Origin of the sequence: Prevotella sp. MGM2, from assembly GCF_002933955.1 — a bacterium.
Classification (GTDB): domain Bacteria; phylum Bacteroidota; class Bacteroidia; order Bacteroidales; family Bacteroidaceae; genus Alloprevotella.
Genome location: NZ_BEWW01000285.1, coordinates 22,327 through 32,024 on the forward strand (window position 1 = coordinate 22,327; position 9,698 = coordinate 32,024).

8 protein-coding genes are annotated in these 9,698 nt (G+C 45.6%); all 8 read left to right on the forward strand.

The window, feature by feature from the left end; all coding sequences use genetic code 11:
- Nucleotides 1-98: 98 nt before the first annotated feature.
- The gene (clpB, locus tag C5S62_RS08840) at nucleotides 99-2,699 is read left to right on the forward strand and encodes an ATP-dependent chaperone ClpB (RefSeq protein ID WP_104405016.1); all 2,601 of its coding nucleotides are present in this window, start codon (nucleotides 99-101) and stop codon (nucleotides 2,697-2,699) included.
- A 45-nt stretch (nucleotides 2,700-2,744) separates the two neighbouring features.
- The gene (locus C5S62_RS08845; RefSeq protein WP_104405017.1) at nucleotides 2,745-3,248 is read left to right on the forward strand and encodes a hypothetical protein; all 504 of its coding nucleotides are present in this window, start codon (nucleotides 2,745-2,747) and stop codon (nucleotides 3,246-3,248) included.
- Between the two features lie 326 nt (nucleotides 3,249-3,574).
- The gene (gene tsaB, locus C5S62_RS08850; protein WP_104405018.1) at nucleotides 3,575-4,267 is read left to right on the forward strand and encodes a tRNA (adenosine(37)-N6)-threonylcarbamoyltransferase complex dimerization subunit type 1 TsaB; all 693 of its coding nucleotides are present in this window, start codon (nucleotides 3,575-3,577) and stop codon (nucleotides 4,265-4,267) included.
- A gap of 19 nt (nucleotides 4,268-4,286) precedes the next feature.
- Nucleotides 4,287-4,883 (forward strand): DUF4290 domain-containing protein, encoded by a 597-nt coding sequence (locus C5S62_RS08855; protein WP_104405019.1) that lies wholly within the window; start codon nucleotides 4,287-4,289, stop codon nucleotides 4,881-4,883.
- Nucleotides 4,884-4,944: 61 nt separating this feature from the next.
- Complete coding sequence (gene murA, locus C5S62_RS08860) at nucleotides 4,945-6,255, forward strand: UDP-N-acetylglucosamine 1-carboxyvinyltransferase (protein ID WP_104405020.1); 1,311 nt, start codon at nucleotides 4,945-4,947, stop codon at nucleotides 6,253-6,255.
- A complete protein-coding gene (gene rimM / locus C5S62_RS08865; protein ID WP_104405021.1) occupies nucleotides 6,252-6,779 on the forward strand; it encodes a ribosome maturation factor RimM in 528 nt (175 codons plus the stop codon). The genes murA and rimM overlap by 4 nt, the downstream gene beginning before the upstream one ends.
- A gap of 6 nt (nucleotides 6,780-6,785) precedes the next feature.
- A complete protein-coding gene (locus tag C5S62_RS08870; protein WP_104405022.1) occupies nucleotides 6,786-7,946 on the forward strand; it encodes a 1-deoxy-D-xylulose-5-phosphate reductoisomerase in 1,161 nt (386 codons plus the stop codon).
- An 82-nt stretch (nucleotides 7,947-8,028) separates the two neighbouring features.
- Nucleotides 8,029-9,408: an RIP metalloprotease RseP gene (gene rseP, locus C5S62_RS08875; protein WP_104405023.1), complete on the forward strand. Its 1,380-nt coding sequence runs from the start codon at nucleotides 8,029-8,031 to the stop codon at nucleotides 9,406-9,408.
- Nucleotides 9,409-9,698: the final 290 nt, after the last annotated feature.

The window sequence follows — 9,698 nt, forward strand, 5'->3', positions numbered from 1 at the left end:
TATGGCAACAGTTTTGCTCATTCAGGCATAAACGGACAAAGACAATCCGGTTTGAAGAACTATATCACTAATTGAGTAAAACAAAAAAAAGAACGAATATGACATTAGACAATTTTACAATCAAAGCACAAGAAGCTGTAAACCATGCGGCAGAACTGACAAAAAGCGGAAAGGGACAAGCCATAACAGCCGTGCATTTACTATCCGGATTGCTCTCGTCGGGCGAAAGCGTAACACAGTTCCTTTTCGGCAAAACAGGCGTAAACGAGCAAATGCTCAAAGCGGCAGTGGAGTCACATCTCAACAGTCTTCCACGCGTAGAAGGCGGGCAGCCCTATCTGGCAGCCGATGCCAACAACGTCTTGACCGAAGCCCAAAATACGGCAAAAACACTAGGCGACACTTATGTAGGACTTGAGCCTCTGCTCATGGCCCTTCTGAAAGTAAAGAGCGAAGCCGCACAAATGTTGAAAGACGCCGGACTGACCGGCGAAACGCTGCAAGCAGCCGTCAAGGAACTGCGCGGCGGACGAAACACGACATCACCATCGGGCGAAGACACCTATCAGGCTCTGGCTAAATACGCCCGCAACCTCGTGACCGAAGCCCGCGAAGGCAAACTCGACCCAGTAATAGGACGCGATGAAGAAATACGCCGTGTGCTGCAAATCCTTTCGCGGCGCACCAAAAACAACCCGATTCTCATTGGTGAGCCGGGCACGGGGAAAACAGCTATCGTAGAGGGACTGGCCGGACGTATCGTGAGGGGTGACGTTCCTGAAAACTTAAAGAACAAGCAACTCTATTCGCTCGATATGGGCGCTCTCGTAGCCGGAGCTAAATACAAAGGTGAATTTGAGGAGCGCCTCAAAAGCGTAGTCAATGAGGTGACAGGCGCCGAGGGCGACATCATTCTTTTCATTGATGAAATACATACCCTCGTAGGAGCCGGAAAAGGCGAAGGAGCCATGGATGCCGCCAACATCCTCAAACCCGCTCTGGCACGCGGAGAACTGCGCAGCATCGGGGCCACCACGCTCGAGGAATACCAAAAATATTTCGAAAAGGACAAAGCGCTGGAACGCCGTTTCCAAACAGTCATGGTGAACGAGCCTTCGCCGGAGGATGCCATATCCATATTGCGCGGACTAAAAGAACGCTACGAAAACCATCACAAAGTACGCATACAGGATGACGCCCTCATTGCGGCCGTCAACCTTTCGCACCGCTACATTGCCGACCGTTTTCTGCCTGACAAGGCCATTGACCTGATGGATGAAGCCGCCGCAAAGCTCCGGATGGAACGCGACTCACAACCAGAAGAACTGGATGAGATCACACGCAGACTGCGCCAATTGGAAATCGAGCGCGAGGCCATCAAACGCGAACACGACGAGCCGAAGCTCACACAACTCAACCGGGAAATATCCGAACTTGAAGAACGTGAGCGCAGCTATCGTGCCAAATGGGAGGGAGAGCGTGAACTTCTGTCGAAAATTCAGCAAAACAAACAGCAGATTGAAAATCTCAAATTTGAAGCAGAACGTGCAGAACGTGAAGGGGACTACGGACGCGTGGCTGAAATACGTTACGGCCAATTGCGTACCCTGCAAGAAGAAATAGCAACAATGCAGGAACAGCTTCACCAACGGCAAGGAGCGGAAGCCATGGTTAAAGAAGAGGTTACGGCTGATGACATCGCCGATGTGGTGAGCCGTTGGACAGGTATTCCCGTAAGCCGCATGCAGCAGAGTGAACGCGAAAAACTCCTTCATCTTGAAGGAGAGCTCCACCACCGCGTAATTGGACAGAACGAAGCAATTGCAGCCGTATCCGATGCGGTACGCCGCTCGCGGGCAGGGCTTCAGGACCCCCGCCGTCCCATCGGATCGTTCATATTCCTCGGTACGACCGGAGTTGGAAAAACAGAACTGGCCAAAGCACTGGCTGAATATCTTTTCAACGACGAGAATCTGATGACCCGTATAGACATGAGCGAATATCAGGAAAAATTCAGCGTCTCACGCCTTGTCGGAGCTCCTCCGGGATATGTAGGCTACGATGAGGGAGGGCAGCTCACCGAGGCCGTGCGCAGAAAACCTTACAGCGTTGTGTTGTTTGACGAGGTGGAAAAAGCTCATCCCGATGTATTCAACATTCTCCTGCAAGTGCTCGATGACGGCCGTCTGACAGACAACAAAGGACGTGTGGTGAATTTCAAAAACACAATTATCATCATGACATCCAACCTGGGAGCTACATTCATTCAAGGCAAATTCGATGAAATGCGCCGCAAAAATGCCTCGGAACGCGAACGGTTACTTGAAGAAACAAAAGCCGGTGTGCTCGACATGCTCAAACAAACCATCAGGCCGGAATTTCTCAACCGCATTGATGACATTATTATGTTCCAGCCACTCGACGAACAGGAAATCAGACAAATCGTACGCCTGCAAGTTGAATCCACCATACGGCTTTTGGCATCACAGAATGTGGAATTACACGTAGATGATAAGGCAATCGCTCTGATAGCGCGCGCAGGATTCGAACCGGAATTTGGCGCCCGACCAGTAAAACGCGCTCTTCAGCGTCTCTTGCTCAACAATCTGAGCAAAGCTTTCCTCAGCGGAGATGTCGACAAGCAACGCCCAATCTCTGTAACAGCCAAAGATGACGGGCTGACATTCGCTAACAATTAAGAGCAGAAACTCATAACATGTAAAACCTCACAACAGCGTCCGCACATGAATGGCCCCCATTCCACCCAACTCCACGAAGCACAAATGCGGCTTCTGCGTCGGTTCATAGCCACTTTCCTGCCGCCACAAGATAAATTTCACCGTAATCTGGCCAACGAAATAAACTATGTTACCACGACACTCAACCGAGTATTGCTGCATCACTTTGGCTTTCGAGTAAACAAAGAGATGGTCACAGAAGCGCTTCAGGACAATAAATGTATTCTTTTCACAAAAAACGACCAAGCCAACAATCGGAAATACCAGAGACGCATCGTCCCCTCTGAGCAGAACTTCCTTGGCACATTATTTTCCACAGAAAAAACGGATGTCCAAGAAACAGTTTACGTGCATGCCGACATCGATGCCGGCACAGTCAGAACCCTCAGACTGACAACGATTCCCATCCCTGAAAATACAGCTCCGGACAAACGCTTGCAAGTAAAAGAATTACTTCATCGGCTAAAAGAATGGAAGAAAATAGAAATTTCACCGGAAAATCCGGTTTAAGCATTTTATTTTCAGGCGGAAAACATTGTCATCAACACAATCTAAAGCGGGATATCCTTAACAGGAGTCCCGCTTTAATATATCTTTCCATCAACTATCTATAAAAACAAGGAACACATTAATAATAAATATCATAATCAAATTCCCCTACTCTATTAATCACAATAAACAAACAAGTTTTCTTTTCTTCTTCGCTCATTTTCGCTCATTTTCACTATCTTTGCAAAATGAAATGTTATCTGGGTAAAGAACTGTATTTACTGCGGTTTTAAACAATACATTTCCACAAAAAACTTTATCTTGAAAAAAACCACACCGCAGACATCATGTCGTGTATTTTACATATAGAAACATCTACCAACGTCTGCTCCGTAGCTTTAAGCCAAGAGGGAGCATGCCTGTTTGAAAAAGAAAACCAAGAGGGACCACAACATGCTGCAGTATTGGCTCCGTTCGCAGAAGAAGCCCTGTCATTTGCCGACAGTCATGCAATCCCTCTCGATGCTGTTGCCGTGAGTATAGGACCAGGGTCATACACCGGACTACGTATCGGCATGTCAACAGCCAAAGGGGTATGCTATGGCCGTGACATTCCCTTGATAGCCCTGCCCACTTTACAGATAATGGCCACCCCCATCTTGCTTTATCACGAAGAGCTTCCTGAAGACGCACTCCTCTGCCCCATGATAGACGCTCGCCGGATGGAGGTCTATTGTGCTATTTATGACCGCAGCCTGACAGAAATACGCCCGACAACAGCAGAAATAATAGAAAAAAACTCTTTTGATGATATTCTAGCCACACATCCCGTTTATTTCTTCGGAAACGGCGCAGAAAAATGTCGCGAGATTATCAAAAACCCCAATGCCCGGTTTATCGAAAACATTGTTCCACTTGCGCGCCACATGTTGCCATTGGCAGAACGTGCCATGGCTTTGAGACATTTCGAAAATGTGGCATACTTTGAACCATACTATCTGAAAACTTTCGTGGCAGGAAAATCCAAACCTCTTATTTAAAATTATTTACGACCAGTTCATGGCTATCATTACATATAATACAGAAGAAGAACGCCTGAAATTGCAAAAATACGGGCGATTGATACAAGAACTCATCAAACGGGCCAAGGCCATAGAAAACCAAGCTGGAAGACAAGCGATGGCAGAACGTATAGTTAAAGTCATGGCAGCTCTTAATCCTCAAATGCGCTCACAACCCAATTACAAGCAAACACTGTGGAATCATTTGGCATTTCTTGCCGATTACCAACTTGATATTGACTACCCCTATGAAATAGAAACTTACGGTAAAGACAAGAATCCCAGGAAACTTTCCTATCCCGGCAACCGCATTCGATTTCGCCATTATGGTCACTTGATAGAAGATACCCTCATGAAACTTAAGGAAATGGGGAAAAACCAACCGGAACGAAAGGGTATCATTAAAATGTTAGGCATCCGGATGAAAGGAGCTTTGACTGAATGGCGCGGAGATTATGTTGACAATGAAAAAGTAGCCCGTGACATTGAAGATTATACCGATGGGGCGGTCTGTTTTGACGAAGCCATACAACTGTTGGAGTCCGCGAATACTCCCAAACGTCAGTTTATTCCAGGCAAACGCTTAAGGAAATAACACAACAGTAAACCTTATAATCCCCATACAACAGACCATTTCTTCTCTTCTTTCCGGTAATATGGCATCATTCATCATAGAAGGCGGACACCGACTCAGCGGCGAAATAACACCACAAGGTGCAAAAAACGAAGCATTACAAGTTATATGCGCCACACTTCTCACAGCTGATGAGGTACGTATCAAGAATATACCAGACATTCTTGATGTAAATAACCTTATATTTCTGCTGCGTGACATGGGAGTTTCTGTAACCCGACACAGCAAGGGAGACTATTCATTTTGTGCAACGAATGTCAATCTCGACTACTTGTACAGTCAAGACTTTTTAATACGTTGTTCAAGCCTTCGTGGCAGCGTACTACTCATAGGGCCACTCACGGCACGTTTTGGCCGTGCTGCCATCTCTAAGCCTGGGGGAGATAAAATAGGACGCCGCCGACTCGATACCCACTTCTTCGGATTACAAAAACTTGGAGCTCAATTCAACTATGACGAAAGCACCGGGATTTTTAATATATCTGCCGAAAAATGTCTCAAAGGAACATATATGCTGCTTGACGAAGCGTCTGTTACTGGTACGGCCAATATCATTATGGCAGCTGTAATGGCAAAGGGTACAACAACGATCTACAATGCAGCCTGCGAACCTTATTTACAACAACTCTGCCACTTGCTCAACAAAATGGGGGCTCGCATCAGTGGAATAGCGTCAAACCTACTAACTATTATTGGTGTTGAGGAACTCCACGGAGCCAATCATCAGGTACTACCTGATATGATAGAAATCGGCAGTTTCATAGGCATGGCAGCTATGACAGGTAACGGAATGACTATCAAGAACGTTTCTTTCAATAATCTAGGTTTCATTCCCGATGCCTTTGCTCGTCTTGGCGTAAAATTGGAACGACGAAACGAAGACCTTTATGTACCGTACCAAGGACATTATGAAATAGAAAGTTTCATTGACGGCTCATTCATGACGATGGCGGATGCTCCTTGGCCTGGACTAACCCCCGACCTGTTAAGCGTTCTCATTGTCGTTGCCACACAAGCAAAAGGATCTGTACTTTTCCACCAAAAGATGTTTGAAAGCCGACTGTTCTTTGTTGATAAACTCATAGAAATGGGAGCACAAATTATTCTTTGTGACCCTCATCGCGCAGTTGTTGTAGGACACGACAATCAAATAAGACTGCGTGGCCGACGAATGGTAAGTCCAGACATACGCGCAGGCATTGCCATGCTTATCGCCGCCATGAGCGCTGAAGGCATCAGCCGTATTGAAAACGTTGAACAAATAGACCGCGGTTACGAACATATTGAAAATCGCCTCCGGACTCTTGGAGCACAAATAATCCGTGAATCATGATTTGCCCAGAAGACGTTTTTTACATTGGCCGCATCAGTAAATTCCGTGGTATAGAAGGAGAAATAGAATTGCTTTTCACTGATGACGCATTCGATCGCGGAACAGCCGAATATCTAATAATTGATATGGACGGCATTCTTGTACCTTTCTTTTGGGAAGAATATCGTTTTAAAAACGACCAAACAGCCATCATAAAATTTGAAGATATCGACTCTGATTTTTTTGCCAAACGTTTGGTAGGCCATAGCGTCTTTTATCCTAAGAAATGTTTGCCTGAAGAAGAAAACCATTCGATACGGTCATGGAAAGCCTTTACAGGTTTTACAGTCACTGATGAGAAGGGAATAATTTTAGGCATAGTGGAGAATGTGGATGATTCCTCAGCAAATATCATATTCTATCTCCGCTCGCCTGATGGAAAAGAACTCATCATTCCTTTCCATGATGATTTTCTCACGGATTATTCCTTAAACAAACGCACCATTAGTCTTCTATTGCCCGATGGATTGCTTGACATAAATTGATAGGACATGACAAAAAAACGTATTGCGCTGCTTGGCTCTACCGGTTCCATTGGTACACAGGCCTTAAGTGTTATCCGCGAACATCCAGACAAATTCGAGGCTTACATACTGACAGCAGGTAATAATGCAGATTTACTCATAGACCAAGCCCGGGAATTTCGCCCAGACACTGTTGTCATTGCCAATGAGACATACTATGATAAGGTCAGTAGAGCATTAGCCCCTCTCGACATTAAAGTTTACACCGGAGAAGAGGCTCTCTGCCAAATTGTTGAAAATGAGCACATAGACTTGGTACTAACCGCTCTGGTAGGATTTGCCGGCTTACGCCCGACGATTCATGCCCTGCGTTCTCGAAAGCCCATAGCCCTGGCCAATAAAGAAACCCTAGTCGTTGCAGGCGAACTTATTATCCGTTATGCATTAGACAATCAAGTTCCCATACTCCCTGTAGATAGCGAACATTCGGCTATATTCCAATCCTTAACAGGTGAAGGCCATAATAAAATTGAAAAAATACTGCTCACGGCATCCGGAGGCCCATTCCGCACATTTACCTCAGAAGCCCTCGCCCAAGTCACTGCCGCCCAAGCATTGAAACATCCCAATTGGGACATGGGAGCCAAAATAACTATCGACTCTGCCACTATGATTAATAAGGGCTTCGAAATGATAGAAGCTCATTGGCTATTCGGAATGCCTCCTAAAGATATAGAAGTCGTTGTACATCCAGAGAGCATCATACATTCAGCCGTACAATTTTCAGACGGATCGGTCAAAGCCCAACTTGGCATACCAGACATGCGTTTGCCCATACAATATGCTTTCAGCTATCCCGAACGTCTTTCTTTGTCTGGCGACCGCCTTGATTTATTTAAATTAGGAGCACTTCATTTCGAACGCCCTGACCAAGAGCGCTTCCGCTGCCTTAAGCTGGCTTACGATGCCATTATCCAAGGGGGTACCATGCCATGCGTACTGAATGCCGCCAACGAAGTGGCCAATCTTGCATTCCGGCAAGGACGCATAACTTTCCCTCAAATACCCGATATAATAGAGGAAACAATGATGCGCATTCCCCACCGGTCACACCCGACACCGGACACCTATTTTGAGGTTGATAGCGAAGCGCGTAAAGAAAGTCTTGAAATAATAGGCCTTTTATAGTCTACCTCCTAGTGCCATTCACAATGCATCTATCCGAACACTTCCGGTTACTACACATTGTCTAATAACAAACAGTTCTAAAATGGAAATATTCTTCATCAAAGCCCTTCAACTCATCCTCTGTTTTGCTCTGCTCATCCTACTTCATGAAGGCGGACATTTCTTCTTTGCAAAACTCTTCAAAGTACGTGTTGAGAAATTCTGTCTTTTCTTTGATCCATGGAAGTCATGGAAAATTTTCAGTTGGAAAGGAACTGACTATCATATCGGTTGGATCCCCTTAGGCGGTTATGTAAAAATATCAGGAATGATTGACGAATCGATGGACACGGAGCAGCTCAAGCAGCCTGTCAAACCATGGGAATTTCGTGCCAAACCGGCGTGGCAACGCCTGCTCATCATGGTTGGCGGCGTATTAGTAAACTTCCTGACCGCCCTCTTCATCTATGCCATGATTCTTTTTATATGGGGAGACAAGTATATTCCCATTGAAAAAATGAGCCACGGCTTCAAATTCAATGAGACTGCACAGAAATTAGGCTTCAAAGATGGTGATATTCCTTTAAAAACGGATTTAAAAATCTTTGACCGTTTTGACGGCGATCTTTACCGCGACTTGTCTGAAGCACATAAAGTCACCGTACTACGTCAGGGTAAAGAAATCAGTTTCAACATGCCGGGCAATCTCAATCTGCTCGATATGATACAGAAAGAGCCACGCTTCATTGCCGTATATGCTCCTGCCATCATCGACAGTGTGAAAGCCGGCAGTCCTGCACAAAAAGCAGGAATAATGCCTGGCGATACGCTCATGGCGTTCAATGGGAAAACTCTTGCCACATGGAATGAGTTCAACATTCAAATGGCCGACTTACAAAATACGCTACAAGCCTACAAAGAAGACAATAACAAACAGGAAATCAACAGGTACAGCAAGATAACAGCTGTCATAAAACATGCCGGAGCCACCACCCCGGACACACTGCGCCTAACGCTCGACGCCGAAAATCAAATAGGCATCATCAAGCACAATCCGGTTGAGGACTATCAACAACATATCGTTACAAGGGAATATGGTTTCTTTGAATCGTTTCCTGCCGGCATAGCCCATGGCTGGAATGTTTTATCGGGCTACGTCAATGACCTTCAATACGTCTTCACTGCTGATGGAGCTAAAAGCGTGGGCAGTTTCGGCACCATCGGCAATCTTTTCCCGTCCCAATGGGATTGGCTTCAATTCTGGAATCTTACGGCATTCATCTCCCTTATGTTGGCTTTCATCAACATTCTCCCAATTCCAGCCTTGGATGGCGGTCATGTATTGTTCTTACTCTATGAAGTCATTACACGCCGCAAGCCAAGCGACAAGTTTATGGAACGCGCCCAATTAATGGGAATGTGGCTTCTTTTCGGCCTTATGGCTTTCGCCATATTCAATGATTTGATACGTTTCGTATTCTAAAATTCTGATTGATAGCATAGGGCATCAGTTGCAGACTTCACTTTTTGACGAAGGCAGACGAAAAAATGAATTTCGTCTGCCTTCGTCATTATTTCCTATAACGCCATTTTTAAACACCGTTTTTTTACAAAAAGACATATTAAATTCCACAAAACAATCCTTGTCCCCTGCGATTTTTCACGGCGCATGATACGGCTTACATCATCCCTCAGTTCTAACAGTCTAAAATCGGGTCAAGCCGAAAACACGGTGCATGAATTTTGAGAAAAGTGTTAAATTTGTGGGCATGA